This is a genomic window from Sinorhizobium saheli, assembly GCF_001651875.1.
In the GTDB taxonomy this organism is placed as follows: domain Bacteria; phylum Pseudomonadota; class Alphaproteobacteria; order Rhizobiales; family Rhizobiaceae; genus Sinorhizobium; species Sinorhizobium saheli.
In genome coordinates, this window is sequence record NZ_LNQB01000072.1 from 44,036 (window position 1) to 63,914 (window position 19,879).

General features: G+C 63.6%; 19 protein-coding genes, 1 tRNA gene and 1 pseudogene. 13 read left to right on the forward strand and 8 right to left on the reverse strand.

The genetic code is table 11. The annotated features are described in order from the left end of the window. The first annotated feature begins 26 nt into the window (after nt 1-26). Together ATB98_RS30350 and ATB98_RS12410 are read left to right on the forward strand one after the other, a co-directional pair. Nucleotides 27-1,480, forward strand: a pseudogene (locus ATB98_RS30350) (TrkH family potassium uptake protein). 80 nt (nt 1,481-1,560) lie between these two features. After that, entirely contained in the window at nt 1,561-2,148 is a 588-nt protein-coding gene (locus ATB98_RS12410) for a hypothetical protein (RefSeq protein ID WP_066874016.1), read from the forward strand. Nucleotides 2,149-2,233: 85 nt separating this feature from the next. Here the strand turns inward: ATB98_RS12410 and ATB98_RS12415 are convergent. Continuing rightward, nucleotides 2,234-2,318 (reverse strand) — tRNA-Leu (locus ATB98_RS12415). A gap of 221 nt (nt 2,319-2,539) precedes the next feature. On the opposite strand from ATB98_RS12415, the gene ATB98_RS12420 reads away from it, so the two are divergent. The 3 genes from ATB98_RS12420 to ATB98_RS29485 all read left to right on the forward strand — a co-directional run bounded on the left by ATB98_RS12420 (nt 2,540) and on the right by ATB98_RS29485 (nt 3,406). After that, nucleotides 2,540-2,818, forward strand: a complete 279-nt coding sequence (locus ATB98_RS12420) for a hypothetical protein (protein ID WP_066874018.1) — start codon at nt 2,540-2,542, stop codon at nt 2,816-2,818. A 175-nt stretch (nt 2,819-2,993) separates the two neighbouring features. Further along, nucleotides 2,994-3,233, forward strand: coding sequence for a hypothetical protein (locus tag ATB98_RS12425; RefSeq protein WP_066874385.1), 240 nt, complete (start codon nt 2,994-2,996; stop codon nt 3,231-3,233). Beyond that, nucleotides 3,230-3,406 (forward strand): hypothetical protein, encoded by a 177-nt coding sequence (locus tag ATB98_RS29485; RefSeq protein ID WP_167354073.1) that lies wholly within the window; start codon nt 3,230-3,232, stop codon nt 3,404-3,406. The genes ATB98_RS12425 and ATB98_RS29485 overlap by 4 nt, the downstream gene beginning before the upstream one ends. 126 nt (nt 3,407-3,532) lie before the next feature. On the opposite strand, the gene ATB98_RS12430 is transcribed toward ATB98_RS29485, so the two are convergent. The 3 genes from ATB98_RS12430 to ATB98_RS28930 all read right to left on the reverse strand — a co-directional run bounded on the left by ATB98_RS12430 (nt 3,533) and on the right by ATB98_RS28930 (nt 4,353). Then, the gene (locus ATB98_RS12430; RefSeq protein ID WP_066874020.1) at nt 3,533-3,751 is read right to left on the reverse strand and encodes a hypothetical protein; all 219 of its coding nucleotides are present in this window, start codon (nt 3,749-3,751) and stop codon (nt 3,533-3,535) included. Between the two features lie 89 nt (nt 3,752-3,840). Then, nucleotides 3,841-4,083, reverse strand: coding sequence for a DUF2188 domain-containing protein (locus ATB98_RS12435; RefSeq protein WP_066874022.1), 243 nt, complete (start codon nt 4,081-4,083; stop codon nt 3,841-3,843). Nucleotides 4,084-4,146: 63 nt separating this feature from the next. Next, nucleotides 4,147-4,353, reverse strand: a complete 207-nt coding sequence (locus ATB98_RS28930) for a hypothetical protein (protein WP_153435532.1) — start codon at nt 4,351-4,353, stop codon at nt 4,147-4,149. 103 nt (nt 4,354-4,456) lie between these two features. On the opposite strand from ATB98_RS28930, the gene ATB98_RS12440 reads away from it, so the two are divergent. Continuing rightward, nucleotides 4,457-5,212: a competence/damage-inducible protein A gene (locus tag ATB98_RS12440; protein ID WP_066874024.1), complete on the forward strand. Its 756-nt coding sequence runs from the start codon at nt 4,457-4,459 to the stop codon at nt 5,210-5,212. Between the two features lie 204 nt (nt 5,213-5,416). Next, the gene (gene gpt, locus ATB98_RS12445) at nt 5,417-5,914 is read left to right on the forward strand and encodes a xanthine phosphoribosyltransferase (RefSeq protein ID WP_066874026.1); all 498 of its coding nucleotides are present in this window, start codon (nt 5,417-5,419) and stop codon (nt 5,912-5,914) included. Between the two features lie 13 nt (nt 5,915-5,927). Here gpt and ATB98_RS12450 read toward each other — a convergent pair whose 3' ends face one another. Then, a complete protein-coding gene (locus ATB98_RS12450) occupies nt 5,928-7,403 on the reverse strand; it encodes a bifunctional ADP-dependent NAD(P)H-hydrate dehydratase/NAD(P)H-hydrate epimerase (protein ID WP_066874028.1) in 1,476 nt (491 codons plus the stop codon). Between the two features lie 353 nt (nt 7,404-7,756). Here ATB98_RS12450 and ATB98_RS12455 point away from each other — a divergent pair, with 353 nt between their 5' ends. The 3 genes from ATB98_RS12455 (at nt 7,757) to hspQ (ending at nt 10,096) form a co-directional block, all read left to right on the forward strand. After that, the gene (locus tag ATB98_RS12455; RefSeq protein WP_003528058.1) at nt 7,757-8,095 is read left to right on the forward strand and encodes a P-II family nitrogen regulator; all 339 of its coding nucleotides are present in this window, start codon (nt 7,757-7,759) and stop codon (nt 8,093-8,095) included. 91 nt (nt 8,096-8,186) lie between these two features. Next, on the forward strand, nt 8,187-9,596 hold the full coding sequence (gene glnA / locus ATB98_RS12460) for a type I glutamate--ammonia ligase (protein WP_066874030.1): 1,410 nt from the start codon (nt 8,187-8,189) through the stop codon (nt 9,594-9,596). A gap of 170 nt (nt 9,597-9,766) precedes the next feature. After that, nucleotides 9,767-10,096, forward strand: a complete 330-nt coding sequence (hspQ, locus tag ATB98_RS12465; RefSeq protein WP_066874032.1) for a heat shock protein HspQ — start codon at nt 9,767-9,769, stop codon at nt 10,094-10,096. Nucleotides 10,097-10,246: 150 nt separating this feature from the next. On the opposite strand, the gene ATB98_RS12470 is transcribed toward hspQ, so the two are convergent. Beyond that, the gene (locus tag ATB98_RS12470) at nt 10,247-10,876 is read right to left on the reverse strand and encodes an invasion associated locus B family protein (RefSeq protein ID WP_066874034.1); all 630 of its coding nucleotides are present in this window, start codon (nt 10,874-10,876) and stop codon (nt 10,247-10,249) included. 321 nt (nt 10,877-11,197) lie between these two features. Here ATB98_RS12470 and ATB98_RS12475 point away from each other — a divergent pair, with 321 nt between their 5' ends. Both ATB98_RS12475 and ATB98_RS12480 read left to right on the forward strand, forming a co-directional pair. Next, entirely contained in the window at nt 11,198-13,021 is a 1,824-nt protein-coding gene (locus ATB98_RS12475) for an extracellular solute-binding protein (RefSeq protein ID WP_153435531.1), read from the forward strand. Between the two features lie 81 nt (nt 13,022-13,102). After that, on the forward strand, nt 13,103-13,768 hold the full coding sequence (locus tag ATB98_RS12480) for a DsbA family oxidoreductase (RefSeq protein WP_066874038.1): 666 nt from the start codon (nt 13,103-13,105) through the stop codon (nt 13,766-13,768). Between the two features lie 54 nt (nt 13,769-13,822). Here ATB98_RS12480 and mfd read toward each other — a convergent pair whose 3' ends face one another. Beyond that, on the reverse strand, nt 13,823-17,332 hold the full coding sequence (gene mfd / locus ATB98_RS12485) for a transcription-repair coupling factor (protein ID WP_066874040.1): 3,510 nt from the start codon (nt 17,330-17,332) through the stop codon (nt 13,823-13,825). A gap of 8 nt (nt 17,333-17,340) precedes the next feature. Next, complete coding sequence (locus ATB98_RS12490) at nt 17,341-17,646, reverse strand: FAD assembly factor SdhE (protein ID WP_066874042.1); 306 nt, start codon at nt 17,644-17,646, stop codon at nt 17,341-17,343. Between the two features lie 122 nt (nt 17,647-17,768). On the opposite strand from ATB98_RS12490, the gene recG reads away from it, so the two are divergent. Then, nucleotides 17,769-19,874, forward strand: coding sequence for an ATP-dependent DNA helicase RecG (gene recG, locus ATB98_RS12495; RefSeq protein WP_066874044.1), 2,106 nt, complete (start codon nt 17,769-17,771; stop codon nt 19,872-19,874). Nucleotides 19,875-19,879 lie beyond the last annotated feature (5 nt).

The following is a 19,879-nucleotide window of genomic DNA, read 5'->3' on the forward strand; positions in this document are numbered from 1 at the left end:
CGATAACGCTTCCGGGAAATCAAAGCTTGAACGCAAACCTGATCCGGCACGCTGTCCATATCGCGGCAATCCTCGGGCTTTATCTTTCCGCGGCGATGCTGATCCCGGCGCTGGTCGACCTCTCCTACGGCCACCCGGACTGGCAGGTCTTCGCCGTGACGGCGTTCATGATCGGCGGCCTTTCGGCCGGAACCTTCCTCGCGACCCGCTCCGGCCCGCCGCCGTTCTCGAAGAAATTCGGCTTCCTGCTGGTCAACGTGCTGTGGGCCGTCTTCTCCGTCGTCGGAGCGCTCCCGCTCTGGCTGTCCTCGCTGAAGCTCGATTTCGCGCAGGCATTCTTCGAGTCAGTCTCCGCGATCACCACCACCGGCTCGACCGTCATCGTCGGTCTCGACGATGTGCCGCCGGGCCTGCTGCTCTGGCGCTCGCTCCTGTGCTGGCTCGGCGGCATCGGCGTGGTCGCCTCGGCCTGTTCATCATTCCCTATCTGCGCGTCGGCGGCATGTCCTTCTTCAAGATGGAGTCCTCCGACACCAGCGACAAGCCGTTTGCCCGCCTCGCCACCTTCAGCCGTGCCTTCCTCGCCGTCTATGTGGCAATCACCCTGCTCTGCGCGATCGGTTACAACGTGACCGGCATGAACCGGTTCGACGCGATCAACCATGCCATGTCGACGGTCGCCACCGGCGGCTTCTCGACCCATGATGCGTCCTTCGCCTATTTCGGCAGCGTTCCGCTCCTGTGGACCGGCACATTCTTCATGACGCTGTGCAGCCTGCCGTTCTCGATCCTCATCGTCTTCGTGGCCCGTGGCCGGCTCGACGCCTTGCGCGATCCGCAGATCGCCGTCTTCCTCGGCTATCTCACCGCCTTTTCGATCGCCGTCGCAATCTACCATCGGCTGGCAAACGGCGTCGAATTCCACCTGGCGCTCGCGCATTCCTTCTTCAACATAAGCTCGATTCTCTCGACGAGCGGCTATGCGAGCGAAGACTACAGCCTGTGGGGCCCCTTCGCCGTCATGGCGGCGTTCATCGCCACCTTCATGGGCGGCTGCTCTGGTTCGACCGCCGGCGGCATCAAGGCCTATCGCTTCATCATCCTTTTCAATGCAATACGGTCGGGCCTCAACAGGCTCGTCTACCCGAATGCGATCTATGCGGTACGATACGGCAAGAATACCGTCGACGCCGACACGCAACGCGCGATCTTCCTGTTCTTCATCACCTACATTCTGCTCTGGGCTCTCGGCAGCCTGGTCATGGGCGCGCTTGGCTACGACCTCGTCACCGCCGTCTCGTCGGTGATCACCAGCCTCTCGAATGTCGGCCCCGGCCTCGGCAGCATCATCGGGCCGGCCGGAAACTACTCGACCCTCGAGGACCCGGAACTCTACCTCCTGTCGCTGATGATGCTGCTCGGCCGCCTGGAGGTGCTGACCGTGCTCGTCATCCTGACGCCGATCTACTGGAGGCAGTGACGCCCACCACGGGCGCAGTCGACTTGACTCGCACGCCAAATGCCGGAAATCTTTGACGATCGGGCACTGGGGTGAACGTGATGCCGAAACACCTGCTGCTTGCGGCGCTCACCATCGCGATCGCGGTCTTGTTTCATCCGGGAGCGCGGGCCGGGCCGCTTGCGGAGGCTGCGGCGAAGGCGGAAAAGCAGGCAGGCGCGGGAGACGCGGCCGGGGCACGGGAAACGCTGCGACAGGCGGTGAGCGATTTCTCGCAAACCCTTCCCTTCGCGATCGGCAAGGCCGTCTTCGTCACGGCCGAACCGGCCGGCTACGCGATGTACGAACCGAAGCCCGACCCGGTCTTCAAGGCCGGCGAGCCGTTGGTGTCCTATGTCGAACCGGTGGGGCTCACCTGGAAGGATGCGAGCACCAAGGGCAAGCTCGAGACGCGCTTCACGGTGGATTTCGACATCCTCAATCCGAAGGGAGACGTCCTCGCCGGCCAGAAGGCTTTCGGCGACTTCACCTTCACGGGCTATCGGCGCAACCAGGAGATCTATGCGACGCTGACGATCGACGTCACCGGCGCGCCCGCCGGCGACTACGTCCTGCGCTTCCGCTTCAACGACATCAACAGCGGCAAGAGCGCAAGCGTCGACCAGCCCTTCAAGATCGCCGCGCCGTGATCGGGGCTGGAACGGGTCGATCGGCCGCCGCAAGTATCCGCAAAGCCGGGACAAATCGATTGAGTCTGCAAAGCAAATCAGTCGCTGGTGCGGACGACGGGGATCGAACCCGTACGGGCAAGCCCGAGGGATTTTAAGTCCCTTGCGTCTACCAGTTTCGCCACGTCCGCGCGCAGCTTAGATCGAGCACTTGGACGATTCAGTCAAGGGAATGTTTTCCGGCCGGGTCGGACTTTAGTCCGAAGGCAAGATGCGCTTCGACCGCCAAAGGTCCGATCCGTTGCGCTGGCGGTTGCGATATGGTGCGGCCTGCACGTTGCGGCAAACGACACCGCCGACAGAACACCTGCTATCGACCATTTCGAAGCACTTCTATCGGGACCCTTCAGCCATGACACTCTTGGACGTCAGACGGAAAGACCGTATTTCCGATTTCGCGTGGGAGGCGGTATCCGGCCGCTATTCAATCGGGCTCTATATCGCCGTCGCCATGCTGATCGCGGCTCTCGCGAGCGCGATGACGGGCATTCCGGGCTATGTGCTCGTCGCCGTTGCGGTTGTCCTGGTGCTGTTCATCGACCCTCCGGAAAGACTGGAGAGATTGAGAGAACGGCGCCGCCGGCAGGCGCAGCGGGCGCTGTTGGCAAGATATCTCCAAAGGCGCCCCTGAGGTGGGTCGTTTCGGGCTACTGCGTCAGGGACGGGCCGGTCGGCCCTCGCGCAAGGCACTCGCCTTGAAGAATCTTGCGCAACCCCTGATTCGCCAGGGGTTCAATTATCGCGCGTTGCTGGCAATGTATGTCGGTCTCGAAAAAATCCTTGCATTGATGACAGAGGGTACCGGCGTGCGTCCATTGCAAGCGTCCAGCACTGTGCCTTTGTATCCGGAAGACCTCGCCGCGCTTCAGCGCGTGTTCGACCGGTTGTGCCGCGACTACCGCTGGCCGCGGGACAGCGCCCAGGCGCAGCGATATGGCAGGATGCTCATCGAGGAATATCAGGCAGGCACGCGGGATGAATGGCTTCTCCTCAGGGCGGGCCACTCCTTCGTAAACCGGTCCCACGAGCGGAGGCGCCCGGCATGACGACAGAGACGGTGCGTGATGGCGAGGATCCGTTGGAAAAGCGTCGCCACATCGATGCCATGAAGGACGCATTCGCGAGCGCCATCGAGGCGCGCCAGGCGGAGTTGCGCGCGCGGGAGCTGCCCGGCCAGCGCACCGGCTGGAAGCCGCTTCTTTTCAGGAAGTCAAACTGAACGCGTGATTGCGCTCCGTTCGCCAGCATGGCAGCCGGAGTCTTCACACGGAAGGCGTGACTGGAGGAGGTGCCTTGGTGTACCGAGCCCGTCCGGGCCCTGCGGCGTCAAGGCAGGGATTAAGCCTCAGTGATAGTAGAAACAGTCGCAATCGACCTTGTCGGGGTCCTCGCCTCGCCAGACCCTGACTGCCAGTCTCGACGACGTGCCGCTGTCGTCGAGCCTCAATCCGAGCAGCGACACCGCGGCTGCCTTGGGATTGGGGGCATCGACTTCGATGACGGATCCCACCTGATGTACGCCTTGCCGGGCGGTCCAGGTGAAGATCTGAACGCTGTAATGCATGGAACCCTCCGTCGCGTTAATCGCCGCGTACGCGGGCGGCGTACTCAGGGGCGACGTGCCATCGGGCGCTCGCCCATCAACACTACATTTCAGCCATCTTCGACTGTCGCCTCCGGTCGGTCTCCCCCGTCGGCGTGTTCGAAATGCCAAACGCCATTCTCATCCTGGAAGCTGATTTCCTCATCGTCGCCGCCAACCTGCTGTTCGGCCGCCGCGACCTTTGCGGCCGCCAGCGCCATTTCGCGACTGGGAAAGGGCTCTGAATAGGCGTCGGCTGCCTTGTAGGCCCAGCCTCCGTCATGTGGAACGATCGAATATTTGATCCGCACCATCCTTCACTCCCATGGATTTTCGAGGACGCTCGCGCTCCCCGGCGGGCCGTCGCCGTACGGCCTCTATGCTCCTCCTGTCTGCTGCACGTCTCCCTGGATCGAGCGCCGACCAAGGGTGAGAACAAACAGCCATCCATCTGAAAAACGACGCACAGCGCTCTCGGGCATTTGCATGCCAGACGGCGCGATGTTACCACAAAATCGCGCCGCCGGGATAATTTTGAGCACCCCTGCCGAGTGCGATGAAATCACGCTGTCGACGGGATTCATCAAGGCACATCCTGCGCCAAAACGGCGGCGGCGAACGGGCCGTTCAAGCCTGCGATAACATCAATGAGATCGCCCCGGGCGATCCGCTCGTGCCGGAGTCCGCATGACCAGTCCCAGCATTGTCACCGCCGCCATGCTTGCCATCGGCGACGAACTTCTCTCCGGTCGAACCAAGGACAAGAACATCGGCCATCTGGCGGACATGTTGACCATGGTCGGCATCGACCTGCGGGAGGTCCGCATCGTGGCCGACGACGAGGGGGCGATCGTGGACGCGATCAACGCCCTGCGCAGCCGCTACGACCATGTCTTCACCTCCGGCGGCATCGGCCCGACCCATGACGACATCACCGCCGACGCGATATCGAAGGCCTTCGAGGTCCCTTGCGTCCACGATGCCAAGGCGATGGAACTGCTCGCGGCCATGTACGAGCGCCGCGGCATGGAGTTCACCGAGGCACGGAAGAGAATGGCGCGCATGCCGGCCGGCGCGGCGCACATTCCCAACCCCGTATCGACGGCGCCCGGCTTTGCGATCGGCAATATCTATGTCATGGCCGGCGTGCCGCAGGTGTTCCAGGCCATGCTCGACGCGCTGCTGCCGACGCTCAAGGCCGGCACGCCCGTTCAGTCTCGCACGGTGCGTTCGCCCTATGGCGAAGGGGTGATCGGCGGGCCGCTCACGCAGGTGCAAAAGAACCATCCGGAAACGAGCATCGGCTCCTATCCCAAATTCGACGGCAAGAGCTTCTCGACGGACATCGTCATCCGCGCACGGGACGAAGCGTTGCTCGCTGCGGCGGAAGCCGAAGTGACGGCGATGATCGAAGCGATCGGCCGCTCACGCCAGGATGATTGATGCATCGCGCCCGAAAGCGCGCGGCGGTTTCAGCGCGACGACATGCATGAAGACAAGACTGCAAGAGCCCCGTGCGCGCGGCTCTTGCGCTCCTAGCTCCGTTGCCGCTATGGCATTGCGCAAACCATCGAAGCGCCGGCGGCCAGACGGCCGTTCGCCGCCCGCGCTTCGCATCAAGATTGGATGAGAAGCCGGAGCCTGCACATGCCTCTTCCCGATAAAGCCTTCCCCGTATCCTGGGATCAGTTCCACCGCGACGCGCGCGCGCTCGCCTGGCGCCTGGCAGACAACGGACAGGAATGGCGCGCGATGGTCTGCATCACACGCGGCGGCCTCGTTCCCGCCGCGATCATCTCGCGGGAACTCAATATTCGAATGATAGAGACCGTGTGCATCGCCTCCTATCACGATTACGACACGCAAGGTCAGATGAAGGTGCTCAAGGGTATCTCGCCGGAGATCGCGCGCGACGGCGGCGAAGGCGTGCTGGTCGTCGACGACCTGACCGATACCGGCAAGACCGCCGCCGAAGTCCGCGCGATGCTGCCGAAGGCGCATTTTGCGGCCGTATATGCCAAGCCCAAGGGCCGGCCGCTGGTCGACACCTTCGTCACCGAAGTCAGCCAGGACACCTGGATCTACTTCCCCTGGGACATGGGCTTTACCTATCAGGAGCCGATCGCCAAGGGCGCGCGCGGCTGACGTAACGGCAGCCTCATGCAAGCGGCGGTATGTGGTCGACGAGCGTCTCGGCCGTCGCCGTGCGGCCTGCCCGGGTGCCCGCTTCGCCGTGGCGCCACACGGCGGCGGCGGCGGCCTCGAAGGCCGGCATGCCTTGCGCCAGGTGCGCGCCGACGATGCCGGCAAGCACGTCGCCCGAGCCCGCGGTCGCGAGCCACGGCGGCGCGTTGGCGTTGACGACCGCGCGGCCGGACGGGTCGGCAATCACCGTATCCGGTCCCTTTAAGACGATCACCGCATGGCTGAGCTTCGCCGCGGCTGCAGCCTTTTCGATCTTGGAGAGTCGGGCATCCGCGGCCACTTCCGGGAAAAGGCGGACAAACTCGCCTTCATGCGGCGTCATGACGACGTCGCCGCCGCCCTGCGCTATTCGCTCGAAGAGCTCCGCCCTTCCCTCGCTGAACGAAGTCATCCCGTCGGCATCGAGCACCAGTGCCCGGTCGCAGAGCATCAGGGCAAAGTCCCTCGCCTTCTTGCCGATGCCGAAACCGGGGCCGAGCACGAAGGCGTTCAGCCGCTTGTCCTTGAGCCACGCCGCAAGATCGGAGGCGTTCCTCACCTCCTTCAGCATCACGGCCGTAAGGTGTGCCGCGTTGACGGCGAGCGCGTCCGGCGGCGAGGCGAGCGTGACGAGGCCCGCGCCGGCACGGAGGCCGACGGCGGCCGAGAGCCGGGCTGCGCCGGTCGCCGCCTGTCCTCCGGATAGGACACCGAGGTGCCCCCGCCTGTACTTGTGTGTCGCCGGATCGAGCGCGGCGGCATGGTCCTTCCAGCTCGCGGGCGTGTTGACGCGCAGATGGCCGGCGCGCGCGCTGATGAGTCGCGCCGGAATGCCGATGTCGGCCACCTCCAGCGTGCCGCAGCGGCTGCGGCCCGGCATCAGCACGTGGCCGGGCTTGGCGGCCATGAAGGTGACCGTGTGGGCCGCAACGAAACTCGCGCCGCGCACCTCGCCAGTGCGACCGTCGAGGCCGGAAGGCAGATCGACCGCAACGACGGGGATGCCGCTTTCGTTCACCCGTTCGATCACCGCCTGCAACGGCTCCGGCAAATCGCGCGCGAGCCCTGCCCCGAAAAGCGCATCGATGACGACGTCACCCGTCCGGGGCCGGTAGGCCTCAACGGATTCCGGCGTCAGCGCGCAGGCATCGCGCGCCCGAGCCGCGTCGCCCTTCAGCATCGCCGGATCGCCGAACGAAAACACCGCAACCTCCGCGCCGCTCTCCACCAGGGCGGCGGCTGCGACATAGCCGTCGCCGCCATTGTTGCCCGGGCCGCAAAGGACGACGAAACGCAGCGCCGCCGGAAAGAGCCGCAAGGCCGCAGCCGACACGGAGGTCCCCGCCGAACGCATCAGCGAAAAGCTGTCGATGCCCGACGAGGCCGCGTCCCTGTCGATCGCGGCCATTTCGGCGGGGGTCACGAGGATATCCTGGAGCTTATCTGGCATGGACCGATCTAAGCGCGCCCGGGAGCGCAAGACAAGTGCGCGATGGACGGCGTGAGATCGAACCGAAATGCTCATAATTTATGCATTTGCACGTTTATGGTGCTCAAATAACGGGCGATGAGTGCGAAACGGCGGCGCCAGCCACAGGATTGTCCGCACAGACGGCGAAATCTCATAAAAAATAGGCAGAATGCCGACAGCCGACGCGTTCGGGCAGCCGACCGCCGCGAATTCACCCGGGAAATTTGGCGCTTGCCACGTCATTCCTCTATAAATTTGGCACGCTACATGCATATTGGGGGGCGAGCGGGCTCGAACCTGCTGTTCAGGGAGAAGCGGAGAGACATTTTCTCATGAAAAAGATCGAAGCGATCATAAAGCCCTTCAAGCTCGACGAAGTGAAGGAAGCTCTTCAAGAGGTCGGCCTGCAGGGTATTACCGTCACGGAAGCAAAAGGCTTCGGACGGCAGAAGGGACACACGGAGCTCTACCGGGGCGCCGAATATGTCGTCGACTTTCTGCCGAAGGTGAAGGTCGAGGTCGTGCTGGCGGATGAAAATGCGGAGGCCGTCATCGAAGCCATTCGCAATGCCGCGCAGACCGGCCGCATTGGTGATGGCAAGATTTTCGTGTCGAACGTGGAAGAAGTCATCCGAATCCGCACCGGTGAAACCGGCCTCGACGCCATCTGATCACGTCGTCTGATATAACCTCGCCTCATAGAGGGGCCGTCCGGCCCCGATTTTTTCAATCCTCGTCATCACACACAGGGAATTACAAGAAATGACGACTGCGAGTGAAGTTCTGAAGCAAATCAAGGATAACGACGTCAAATTCGTCGACCTGCGGTTTACCGACCCGAAGGGCAAGCTGCAGCATGTAACGATGGATATCGCCGTGGTCGACGAGGACATGTTCGCCGACGGCGTGATGTTCGACGGCTCCTCGATTGCCGGCTGGAAGGCCATCAACGAGTCCGACATGGTGCTGATGCCCGATCCGGAAACGGCCCATATGGACCCGTTCTTCGCGCAGTCCACGATGGTCATCTTCTGCGACATCCTCGATCCGGTCTCCGGCGAGGCCTATAACCGCGACCCGCGCGGCACGGCGAAGAAGGCGGAAGCCTATCTCAAGGCCTCCGGCATCGGCGATGCCGTCTTCGTAGGTCCGGAAGCCGAGTTCTTCGTCTTCGACGACGTCAAGTACAAGGCCGACCCCTACAACACGGGCTTCAAGCTCGACTGCTCGGAACTCCCCTCCAACGACGACACCGACTACGAGACGGGCAACCTCGGCCATCGTCCGCGCATCAAGGGCGGCTATTTCCCGGTTCCGCCGGTCGACAGCAGCCAGGACATGCGCTCGGAAATGCTCACCGTCCTCGCCGAAATGGGCGTCACGGTCGAAAAGCACCACCACGAAGTGGCGGCTGCCCAGCATGAACTCGGCGTCAAGTTCGACGCGCTCGTGCGCAACGCCGACAAGATGCAGATCTACAAGTATGTCGTGCATCAGGTCGCCAATGCCTATGGCAAGACCGCGACCTTCATGCCGAAGCCGATCTTCGGCGACAACGGCTCGGGCATGCACGTGCACCTGTCGATCTGGAAGGACGGCAGGCCGACCTTTGCCGGCGACGAATATGCCGGCCTGTCGGAGAACTGCCTCTTCTTCATCGGCGGCATCATCAAGCATGCCAAGGCGCTAAACGCCTTCACCAACCCGTCGACGAACTCCTACAAGCGTCTCGTTCCGGGCTACGAAGCGCCGGTTCTGCTCGCCTACTCGGCCCGCAACCGCTCCGCCTCCTGCCGTATCCCGTTCGGCAGCAACCCGAAGGCCAAGCGCGTCGAAGTCCGCTTCCCGGACCCGAGCGCCAACCCCTATCTCGCCTTCGCCGCCATGCTGATGGCAGGCCTCGACGGTATCAAGAACAAGCTTCACCCCGGCAAGGCCATGGACAAGGACCTTTATGACCTGCCGCCGAAGGAGCTGAAGAAGATCCCGACCGTCTGCGGCAGCCTGCGTGAAGCACTTGAAAGCCTCGACAAGGACCGCAAGTTCCTGACCGCCGGCGGCGTCTTCGACGACGACCAGATCGACTCCTTCATCGAACTGAAGATGCAGGAAGTCATGCGCTTCGAGATGACCCCGCACCCGGTCGAGTTCGACATGTACTATTCCGTCTGATGACGGTACGGGCGGCATCTTCAATGAGAGCCCGCCCCTTCGCGACGAACGAGCAAGGCGGGTTTCATCCGAAACCCGCCTTTTTCAATGGCGCCAGCATGAAGTTCGCCCGCCTATTGATGTTCCATATGCGACAACCCAGATAATTGTCTGAAAGGATGTGTTGCGTCATGAAACAAAGAAACGCGAAATTTGAGATCGGACAGGTGGTTCGCCATCGGATATTCCCGTTCCGCGGCGTCATCTTCGACGTCGACCCGGAATATGCGAATACCGAGGAATGGTGGAACGCGATCCCGCAGGAGATAAGGCCTGAAAAGGATCAACCCTTCTATCACCTGTTCGCGGAAAACGACGATTCCGAGTACGTTGCCTATGTTTCGGAGCAGAACCTCGTCTCCGACGATAGCGACAGGCCGATCCGCCACACCCAGGTAGACGCCCTGTTCGAAAAGGCCGACGCCGGTCACTACAGGCCCAAGGCCATATATCAGCACTAAAGCATTTTGCAGTCGGGTGGAATCACCTGGCGTCGCACAAAAAACAAGCGATAGAGCGGCGGCGCGAGGCCGGTTATTGGTTCGTCCATTCACAAACGAAGACGCCCGGATCGCTGATCCGGGCGTGTCGTCATCGGCGAAATGAAACGCTTACTGCTGCTTGGCGGCCTTCTGCGCTTCTTCGAGCTTCTTGCGCGCGTCCTCGGCCTTCTTCTGCATTTCTTCCTGCAGCAGGCGCTGGCGCTCCTCCAGTTGCGACTGCTCGATCGGCTCGCCGTCGAACACGCCGGTGAAGCCTTCGAGCGTCATCTTGATCGGGTTCGGAGCGCGCTGGAAGTTGACCGAGGTGAAGACGACCTCGTTGCCCTTCTTCAGGCTGGCGATGAGCGCGTCGGAAAGCGGCGCCTCGGCAACGCACTTGTCCGGCATGCAGATAGCGTAGTCGAGCTTGACGCCCTTGCCGCCGTCGATCTGCATCTGGACGCCCGGCGGAATCATGCGGGCAGAGGGTACGGAGACCTGCAGGACCTTGCGGTTGACCTTACCGGAGACGGTGATGAGGCCGACCGCCGTTATGAGCTGACCGTTGTTGGCGGTGAGCAGGTTCTGGACGATGCAGACATCGTTGTCTTCCTGCTTGGTGCAGACCTTGAACCACCCCTGCGGCGGCTTGCCACCTGCCTGCTGGGCAGATGCGATGCTCGGCGCACCGGCGGCTGCGACGGAGAGCCCCAGTGCTGCCATCGCCGCGCGTTTGGTGAAGTTCGACTTGAAGATCATTGTGATTCCGTCTCCTGAAATCCGGTCACGGAACTACCGTTCCGCTGGTGAGTATCGTCAGCCGCCGCTGTCCTGTTGGCCAAATGAGGCATTTGAATGGCCCCGATTCCGGAAACACCTGTTACATTGGCTCGTGCCGTTTATCCAGTGTTTCGTTGCGTTTTTCGCAGCCAATCGTGTCGGTCGGTCGGCGCAACGCCCGCTTGCGCGGTTTTGCCCGTCCGCTGCCGCCAAAGGTTGGAAATGTGATCATGCATTGATAACGTGCCGGGAATCGGCCCCATAGAATCCACTGCCCATAGAATCCCACGGGAGGTGAAGTTGCGCGCAGTTCTTTCCGGTCTGGTCATGCTCCTCGCAGCCAGCACGTTTGCCAATCAAGCTGTCGCCGCCCCCGTCCATGCTATTTCCATGCACGGAGAGCCTGCCCTTCCGGCCGACTTCAAGCACTTTCCCTATGTCAATCCGAACGTGAAGAAGGGCGGGAAGATCGCCTATGGCGTCGTCGGCACGTTCGACAGCCTCAATCCCTTCATCTTGAAGAGCATGCGGACGACCGCCCGGGGCATGTGGGACCCGGCCTTCGGCAATCTCGTCTATGAATCCTTGATGCAGCGATCGCAGGACGAGCCCTTCACCATGTACGGGCTGCTCGCCGAGACGGTGGAGTGGGACGACGACCGCACCTTCATCCAGTTCAACCTCAACCCCAAGGCGCGCTGGGCCGACGGGCAGCCGGTGACCGCCGAGGACGTGATCTTCACCTTTGAACTCATGCGCGACAAGGGGCGCGCGCCCTTCAGCAATCGTCTGTCGAAGGTGGCGAAGATGGAGAAGGTCGGCGAGCGCAGCGTGCGCTTCACCTTCACGGAAGATGCCGACCGCGAGTTCCCGTTGTTGCTGGCGCTTTCGCCGGTGCTTCCGAAGCACGCCGTCAATATCGAAGCCTTCGATCGCACGACGCTGGAGCCGCCGCTCGGCTCCGGCCCCTACCGCGTCGCCGAGGTCCGCCCCGGCGAGCGGATCGTCTACCGCCGCAATCCCGACTATTGGGGCAAGGACCTGCCGTCGAAAATCGGTCTCGACAATTACGACGAGATTTCCGTCGAGTATTTCCTGCAGGAAAACACGCTCTTCGAGGCCTTCAAGAAGGGCGAGGTCGATATCTATCCGGAAGGCAGCGCCACGAAATGGGCGCGCGCCTACGATTTTCCCGCCGTGCGCTCCGGCGAGGTGATCAAGGAGACTTTCAAGCCGAAGACTCCATCCGGCATGCTCGGTTTCGTCTTCAACACCCGCCGGCCGGTGTTCAACAACGTCAAGCTGCGCCAGGGGCTCGCCCTCGTCTTCGACTTCGAGTGGGTCAACAAGAATCTCTTCGACAATGCCTATACGCGCACCCAGAGCTACTGGCAGAATTCGTCGCTTTCCTTCCTCGGCGTCGCGGCCGACGACCGTGAGCTCGGCTTGATGGGCGACGTCAGGGAGAAGATCAATCCCGCGATCCTCGACGGCACCTACCGCCTGCCTGTGACCGACGGCTCGGGCCGTGACCGCAACGTGCTCAGGGAAGCCGTGACCCTGCTTCGGGAAGCCGGGTACTCCATCAAGGACGGCAAGATGGTCGACGCCAAGGGCACGCCGCTCGCCTTCGAGATCATGAGCCAGAACGCAGGCCAGGAGAAGATCGCGCTTGCCTTTCAGCGCTTCCTGGCGCCGCTCGGCATCGTCGCGACCGTACGGACCGTCGATGATTCCCAGTACCAGTTGCGCAGCCAATCCTTCGACTACGACGTCATCATCAAGTCCTTTCCATCGTCGCTATCGCCGGGCGCCGAGCAGATATCCTATTGGGGGTCCGTTTCGCGTGATCGCCAAGGCAGCTCCAACTTCGCCGGCGTCGCCGACAAGGACGTCGACAAGCTGATCAACAACATCCTGCAGGCGCGTACACCCGAGGATTTCACCGCTGCCGTTCGCGCCCACGACCGGCTGCTCGTCAACAATTCCTATCTGGTGCCACTCTATCACCTCGATGCCCAATGGATTGCCCGTTGGAAACATATCGGCCGGCCGTCCACGACGCCGCTCTACGGCTATCAGTTGCCGGCCTGGTGGGACGAGCGCGCGCAGCAGGCAAAGTGACCAGGTTCCTTTTCGGTAACGCATTGAAAGCCGTCGCCTGCCGGCCTATGTCGCAGCTTTAGCGAAAAGGAAGGTAGTGCCATGCAAACCGTCAATATCGATATCGTCTCGGACGTCGTCTGCCCGTGGTGCTATCTCGGCAAGAACCGCCTCGACCAGGCCGTCGCCAATGTCGCCGGCGAGGTTCACGTTGCGATCCAGTGGCGTCCCTATCAGCTCAACCCGGACCTGCCGCCGGAAGGCGTCGATCATAAGCAGCACCTCGCCGCGAAGTTGGGCGGCCAGGCGGCCGTCGATCGGGCGCATCAGATGCTCGAGGGCCTCGGGCAGGAAGTCGGTATCGCCTTCGATTTCGACGCGGTGAAGATCAGCCCCAACACGCTCGATGCCCATCGGCTGATCCGCTGGGCCGCCACAAGCGGCGATGCCGCGCAGGCGGACGTCGTGCGCCGGCTCTTCAAGGCGAATTTCGAGGAAGGCCGCAACGTCGGCGACCACGACGTTCTGCTCGACATTGCTGAACGGGCCGGTCTCGACCGCCCCGTCATTGCCGCCCTTCTCGCCTCCGACGCCGACAAGGACGCCGTCGGCCAGGAAATCGACATGGCCCGGGAAATCGGCGTGACCGGCGTTCCCTGCATGATCATCGAGCAACAATATGCCGTTATGGGGGCGCAGTCGGTCGAAACGCTGACGAACGCGCTGCGCGAGATCGCCCAGATGAAGGCGGCCGGGCCGGCTCACTGACCAGTCTGCTTCTGCGCGGCGGGCGGCGTTTGGAGACGGGGAAGCGGGGCGCCCTCAGGCCGGCTTCGCCAGCGCCGCAAGCTGGGTCATCACCATCGCGGCGCCGGCGAGGCGCTTCTCCGGTGTCGCGAGCTCGCGCTGGAAGAAGATGCTGTGGTCCGGGCGGATCTTTGCGAGCGTGCCCTGCTTGGCGATATGGCCGACAAGGGCGGCCGGGTTCGGGAATTCCTTGTTGCGGAACTGGACGACGACGCCCTTGGGACCGGCATCGACCTTCTCGACATTCGCGGTGCGGCAGAGCGACTTGATATAGACGATCTTCAGCAGATGCTGGACCTCGGTCGGCATCGGGCCGAAACGATCGATCAGTTCGGCACCGAAGCCGTCGATCTCCTTGAGGTCCGTGAGTTCGCCGAGGCGACGGTAGAGGCCGAGCCGCAGATTGAGATCGGGCACGTATTCTTCCGGGATCATGACCGGGGTGCCGACCGAGATCTGCGGCGACCAGCCGGTATCGCGGACTTCCTCCTCGCCCTTGAGCTCGGCGACGGCCTCCTCCAGCATCTGCTGGTAGAGCTCGAAGCCAACCTCCTTGATGTGGCCGGACTGCTCCTCGCCGAGCAGGTTGCCCGCCCCGCGGATATCGAGGTCGTGGCTCGCGAGCTGGAAGCCGGCTCCGAGCGTGTCGAGCGACTGCAGCACCTTCAGCCGCCGCTCCGCCGGCCCTGTCAGCGTCTTGTTGACAGGCAAGGTGAAGAGCGCGAAGGCACGCACCTTCGACCGCCCGACCCGGCCCCGGAGCTGGTAGAGCTGCGCCAGGCCGAACATGTCGGCGCGGTGCACGATCAGCGTGTTGGCGGTCGGAACGTCGAGGCCCGACTCGACGATCGTCGTCGACAGAAGCACATCGAAGCGCCCTTCGTAGAAGGCGTTCATGATGTCTTCGAGTTCCGTGGCCGGCATCTGGCCGTGCGCCACCGCCACCCTCAATTCCGGCGCGTCGGACTTCAGGAATTCGTGGATCTCCGAAAGATCGCTCACCCGCGGACAGACGTAGAAACTCTGACCGCCGCGATAGTGCTCGCGCATCAGGGTCTCGCGGATGACCAGCGCATCGAAGGGCGAGATGAAGGTCCGCACCGCCATGCGGTCGACGGGCGGGGTGGTGATCAGCGAAAGTTCGCGGACGCCGGTCAGCGCAAGCTGCAGCGTGCGAGGGATCGGCGTTGCCGACAATGTAAGGACGTGCACGTCGGTCTTCAGCTCTTTCAGGCGCTCCTTGTGCTTGACGCCGAAGTGTTGCTCCTCGTCGATGATCAGCAGGCCGAGATTGGCGAACTTGATCGAGGAACCGAGCAGCGCATGGGTACCGACGACGATATCGGTCTTGCCGTCGGCAACCTCTTTCTTCGTCAATGCCAGATCCTTGGAACCGACGAGGCGGGACGCCTGCTGGATACGGATCGGCAGGCCGCGGAAGCGCTCGGAAAAGGTCTTGAAATGCTGGCGCGCGAGCAGCGTCGTCGGCACGACGACCGCGACCTGAACGCCGTTCATCGCGGCGATGAAGGCGGCGCGCAGCGCCACCTCCGTCTTGCCGAAGCCGACGTCGCCGCAAACGAGGCGGTCCATGGGCCGGCCGCCTCCGAGATCGTCGCGAACCGCATCGATTGAGGTCAGCTGGTCCTCGGTCTCGTCGTAGGGGAAACGGGCGGCAAACTCGTCATAGACACCGTCCTGCGCGGCAAGGACCGGCGCGTGCCGGGTGTGCCGCTCGGCGGCGATGCGAATGAGACCGCCCGCCATGTCGAGCAGCCGCTTCTTGAGCTTCGCCTTGCGCGCCTGCCAGGCGACGCCGCCGAGCTTGTCGAGGATCGCATCGGTTCCTTCCGAGCCGTAGCGCGACAGTAGCTCGATGTTTTCCACCGGCAGGAAGAGCTTGGCATCGTCCGCATAGACGAGTTCGAGGCAATCATGCGGGGCGCCGGCGGCCTCGATCGTGCGCAGACCGACGAAGCGGCCGATGCCGTGCTCGGCATGAACCACGTAGCTGCCCTCGTCGAGGCCGGTCACCTCGGCGATGAAGTCCGCCGCGCGCCTGCGGCGCTTCGAGCGGCGCACCATCCGGTCGCCTAGGATGTCCTGCTCGCCGATGAACACGAAGTCGCCGGTCTCGAAGCCCTCCTCGAGGCTGAGCACTGCGGACGCCGCCTCGCCGGGCTTCAGCGCCTTGAGATCGGCGAGGGCCTTCACCGGCCGGATATTGGCGAGACCATGCTCGGCGAGGACCTGGAGAAGTCGATCGAGCGATCCCTCGGTCCAGCCTGAAACGACGACCTTCGCGCCCTTCGCGCGCTTCTCGGCAATATGCCGTACGGCCTGGTCGAAGACGTTGACGCGCGCGCCGTCGCTATCCGCCTCGCCTGCGGCCTTCGCCCAACGCAAGCCCTGGCGCGCCTCGATGGCGACGACGTGACGGGCTTCGCCCTCGTGTTCCGAAAACGGCGACAGGCGGATCGCGTTGCGCTCGGCGAGCGCCGCAGCGAAGCCGTCCGCGCTCATATAGAGCAATTCCGGCGGGACGGGCTTGTACGGCGTGCCCTGGGTCATCTGCGACTTGGCCGGCGATGCCGAGGCCAGGCGCGCATCATAATAGTCGAGGATCAATTTCGAGCGTTCGGAAGCCGCCTCACGCGCAAGATGATCGGTGACGATGCGAAAGCCTTCGAGGTAATCGAAGGCCGTTTCGAGACGGTCATAGAAGAGTGGCAGCCAATGCTCCATGCCGGCATAGCGGCGCCCTTCGGAGATGGCCTGGTAAAGCGCGTCCTCGCGCGTCGCCGCGCCGAAGAGCGAGAGATACTGCTTGCGGAAATGGCTGATCGTCTCCGGCGTCAGCGACACCTCGCTCATCGGATTGAGATCGAGGGAGCGGACCTGCCCGATCGTGCGCTGGCTGGCCGGATCGAAGGAGCGGATCGTCTCCAGCGTGTCGCCGAAGAAATCGAGGCGCAGCGGCTCGCTGCTGCCCGGCACATAGACGTCCAGGATGCCGCCGCGGACCGCGAACTCGCCGACCTCGCGCACCGTCGGCACGCGCTCGAAACCGTTTCGCTCGAGCCGGGAGGCGAGATCGTCCATCCGGATCTGGTTGCCCGGGCGCGCCGAAAAGGCGAGGCTTTCGATCACGTCCTGCGGCGAAATCTTCTGCAGGGCGGCGTTGACGGTGACGAGCACGATCGCCGGATGGGGCTTCGCCCGGTGTGCGATCAGGGCGCTAAGCGCCGCCAGCCGGCGTGCCGAGATATCAGCGCTCGGCGAGACGCGGTCGTAGGGCAGGCAGTCCCACCCCGGCAGGGTCAGAACCGGAATGTCCGGCGCGACGAAGCCCAGGACCTGCTCGAGATCGGCAATGCGCTGGCCGTCGGAAAGGATATAGGCGACGGGCGTCCCGGCGCGGGCCAGGTCGGCGAGCACCAGCGCCTCGGCGCCGGAGGGCACCGGGCCGATGGTCAGCTCTCGCGTTGCCGCAAGGATCTTCTTCGGATCGAGGCCGGGTATCATCGTCGTGTCTACTTCGTCTCTTGCAGGACAGGGTCGAAATCTGGACGGTAGGCGGCGATGCGCGCGAAGAGGTCTGTCGCGTAGCGCTCGGGCAGCGGCTTTTCTCCGGTGATCCAGCGAACGAGGTCGGCGTCCTCCTCGCGCATGATCGTTTCGAGCTCGTCGAGCTCCGCCTCCGAGAGCGAAGCGAGCTCCGCCTCGGCGAATTGGCCGAGGATCAGGTCCATCTCGCGAATGCCGCGATGCCAGGCGCGGAACAGGATTCTGCGCCGACGCGGGTCGAGATCGGCGCTCGTGCGCGAAATGCCGGTCATGGGGACGTCCTTCCTTGATCCGCCGTTGCGGCGGATCGTGATCACGGGGCCGCTGGTATAAACGCTGAAAAGCGGGTTGTCAGCCTTGCCAAAGCCGGAATTATCGTCGCAATTTCCCGTGCATGCGCCCTGCCCTCCTCGATCCGCTGTTTTCACCCCTCGACTCGCTCCCCGGCATCGGGCCGAAGACCGGCGAGTTCTACGCCCGGCTGCTCGGGCGTGAGACGATCGAGGACTGCCGCGTCGTAGATCTCGTGTTCCATGCTCCGCATTCGCTGATCGACCGGCGCCGGCAACCCGGCATAGCCTACGCGCCGCAAGGCGCAATCGTCACGATTACCGGCCGTGTCGACCGCCACCAGCCGTCGCCGCGCGGCAGGCCGAACGTCCCCTATCGCGTCTTCCTCCACGACGATACCGGCGAGCTGGCGCTCACCTTCTTCCACGTCAAGGGAAACTGGCTCGAGAAAGCCCTGCCCGTCGATGAAACGGTCATCGTCAGCGGCAAGGTGGATTGGTTCAACGGACGGGCCTCCATGGTCCATCCGGACTATATGGTGCGGGCCGAGGAAGCCGGGAGCCTGCCGCTCGTCGAGCCCGTATACGGGCTCACCGCCGGGCTTTCGTCCAAGGCGCTCCGCAAGGCGATAGAGGCGGCCGTCGGCCGGGTCCCGGACCTGCCTGAATGGCTGGATGAGCCGGTGCTTCGCCAGCAGGGTTTCCAAAGCGCGAAAGAGAGCTTTCAGCGGCTGCATGATCCGCGTGACGAAACGGATATAGATCCGCAGGCGCCCGCGCGCCGGCGGCTTGCCTATGACGAATTTCTCGCCGGCCAACTTTCGCTCGCGCTTGTCCGCCAGCGCCTGCGCAAGGTTGCCGGTACGCCGGTTCATCCGACCGGCCGGTTGAGCGGGCCGGTCATTGCCGCCCTTCCCTTCTCGCTGACGAAGAGCCAGTCGGCCGCCGTCAGGGACGTTCTTGCCGACATGTCCGGGGCGGAGCGCATGCTGCGCCTCCTGCAGGGGGACGTCGGCTCCGGGAAGACCGCCGTGGCGCTGATGGCGATGCTTGCCGCGGTCGAGTCCGGCGGCCAGGCGGTCCTGATGGCGCCCACGGAAATCCTTGCGCGCCAGCATCATGCCACGCTTTCGAGGATGGCGGCGCCGGCCGGCGTCACCATCGACGTCCTGACCGGCCGGACGAAGGGCAAGGAGCGCGAGGCGATCCTCGAGCGCATCGCCACCGGCGAGACGCAGATGGTCATCGGTACGCATGCCCTCTTCCAGGACGCGGTGAACTATCAACAGCTCGTGCTCGCAGTCGTTGACGAACAGCACCGCTTCGGCGTCCACCAGAGGCTGCGCCTGACCGCAAAGGGTATTTCGCCGCACATGCTGGTGATGACGGCGACGCCGATCCCGCGCACCCTGGTGCTTGCCGCTTTCGGCGACATGGACGTATCGAAGCTCACCGAGAAACCTGCCGGCCGCAAGCCGATCCAGACCGTCACCATCCCGACCGAGCGCACCGACGAGGTGATCGACAGGCTCGATGCGGCGCTGCGGCAAGGCAAGAAAGCCTATTGGATCTGCCCTCTGGTCGAGGAATCGGAGGAAACCGACGTCATGTCGGCCGACGAGCGCCATCAGAGCCTCGCCCGGCGATTCGGCAAGGACGTCGGGCTCGTGCACGGGCGCATGGCGGGACCGGAAAAGGACGCCGTCATGCTCGCCTTCAAGAACGGCGAAATTCGCGTGCTCGTGGCAACGACCGTCGTGGAGGTCGGAGTCGACGTTCCGGACGCGACGATAATGGTGATCGAGCATGCCGAGCGCTTCGGCCTCGCGCAATTGCATCAGTTGCGCGGCCGCGTCGGACGCGGCGACGAGGCGTCGACCTGCATCCTGCTCTACAAGAGCCCGCTCAGCGAAGCCGGCCGCGCACGCCTTTCGATCCTGCGCGAGACCGAGGATGGCTTCGTGATCGCCGAGGAAGATCTGAAGCTGCGCGGCGAAGGCGAACTCCTCGGCACGCGCCAGTCCGGGACGCCCGGCTTCCTCATCGCAAGCCTGGAAGCCCATGGCGATCTTTTGGAGATGGCGCGCAAGGACGCGGCCTATGTGATCGACCGCGATCCGGAACTCACCTCGGAACGCGGTCGCGCCTTAAGAACGCTTCTCTATCTCTACCGCCGCGACGAGGCGATCCGGTTCCTGCGGGCCGGCTGACGTCC

Bases quoted from the DNA above. Each gene is read 5' to 3' on its own strand.
- recG (WP_066874044.1), top strand. From the start codon at position 17,769: ATGCGCCCTGCCCTCCTCGATCCGCTGTTTTCACCCCTCGACTCGCTC.
- ATB98_RS28930 (WP_153435532.1), bottom strand. From the start codon at position 4,353: ATGAATCCCGTCGACAGCGTGATTTCATCGCACTCGGCAGGGGTGCTC.
- ATB98_RS12490 (WP_066874042.1), bottom strand. From the start codon at position 17,646: ATGACCGGCATTTCGCGCACGAGCGCCGATCTCGACCCGCGTCGGCGC.
- ATB98_RS12410 (WP_066874016.1), top strand. From the start codon at position 1,561: ATGCCGAAACACCTGCTGCTTGCGGCGCTCACCATCGCGATCGCGGTC.
- hspQ (WP_066874032.1), top strand. From the start codon at position 9,767: ATGAAACAAAGAAACGCGAAATTTGAGATCGGACAGGTGGTTCGCCAT.
- ATB98_RS12455 (WP_003528058.1), top strand. From the start codon at position 7,757: ATGAAAAAGATCGAAGCGATCATAAAGCCCTTCAAGCTCGACGAAGTG.
- ATB98_RS12470 (WP_066874034.1), bottom strand. From the start codon at position 10,876: ATGATCTTCAAGTCGAACTTCACCAAACGCGCGGCGATGGCAGCACTG.
- ATB98_RS12440 (WP_066874024.1), top strand. From the start codon at position 4,457: ATGACCAGTCCCAGCATTGTCACCGCCGCCATGCTTGCCATCGGCGAC.
- ATB98_RS12450 (WP_066874028.1), bottom strand. From the start codon at position 7,403: ATGCCAGATAAGCTCCAGGATATCCTCGTGACCCCCGCCGAAATGGCC.
- ATB98_RS12430 (WP_066874020.1), bottom strand. From the start codon at position 3,751: ATGCATTACAGCGTTCAGATCTTCACCTGGACCGCCCGGCAAGGCGTA.
- ATB98_RS12480 (WP_066874038.1), top strand. From the start codon at position 13,103: ATGCAAACCGTCAATATCGATATCGTCTCGGACGTCGTCTGCCCGTGG.
- glnA (WP_066874030.1), top strand. From the start codon at position 8,187: ATGACGACTGCGAGTGAAGTTCTGAAGCAAATCAAGGATAACGACGTC.
- ATB98_RS12420 (WP_066874018.1), top strand. From the start codon at position 2,540: ATGACACTCTTGGACGTCAGACGGAAAGACCGTATTTCCGATTTCGCG.
- gpt (WP_066874026.1), top strand. From the start codon at position 5,417: ATGCCTCTTCCCGATAAAGCCTTCCCCGTATCCTGGGATCAGTTCCAC.
- ATB98_RS29485 (WP_167354073.1), top strand. From the start codon at position 3,230: ATGACGACAGAGACGGTGCGTGATGGCGAGGATCCGTTGGAAAAGCGT.
- ATB98_RS12435 (WP_066874022.1), bottom strand. From the start codon at position 4,083: ATGGTGCGGATCAAATATTCGATCGTTCCACATGACGGAGGCTGGGCC.
- mfd (WP_066874040.1), bottom strand. From the start codon at position 17,332: ATGATACCCGGCCTCGATCCGAAGAAGATCCTTGCGGCAACGCGAGAG.